Consider the following 508-nt stretch of genomic DNA (forward strand, 5'->3'; position numbering starts at 1 on the left):
AGACTCTTGAAAGGTGTCAGGCAAGTCTAGAATTTTGTGTATAGCGAGTTTTAAAGATACCCCCTCATAACCCAGCCCTAGACTTATGCTCTCTTGTTCAGCTACAAACCCATCATCTACAACAAATCGAACTATCGTCGTCTCGGCAGGCAACGCAATGCTCTTTAACTTCTCGTCCCTTGCTAGTTCATAAAGAGACTTGCTTCGCTCCTTATCAACAAAAGCCCAAAGCTCTGTCTTAATTAGAAGTGCTGAAATATTATTGCAGAGCTCAAATAATTCCACCCCTACAATTTTCGAAAGTTGTAGTGCGGTGTTTCTTATATCGTCCATTTTTATCTGTCCATGATGACTGTTATGTATTTTTGTATCTTTAACGTTAAAAACTCGCTTAATCATCTTCATATACGCTTCAAGAACACTAGCAAAACGCCATCCACTTGTCGATTCTCGTTTCTATAAAAGACGAAGCTATCGGAAGTAGTCGCTCAGCTCAAAATATTGAAGG

Annotated in this window: 1 protein-coding gene; it reads right to left on the reverse strand. The window is 39.6% G+C overall.

The window, feature by feature from the left end; genetic code table 11:
- Positions 1-405, reverse strand: a 405-nt coding sequence (locus BK660_RS32080) for a hypothetical protein (RefSeq protein WP_148057554.1), incomplete at its 3' end; no start/stop codon positions are given.
- Positions 406-508 lie beyond the last annotated feature (103 nt).

The organism is Pseudomonas brassicacearum, from assembly GCF_003732265.1.
In the GTDB taxonomy this organism is placed as follows: domain Bacteria; phylum Pseudomonadota; class Gammaproteobacteria; order Pseudomonadales; family Pseudomonadaceae; genus Aquipseudomonas; species Aquipseudomonas brassicacearum_D.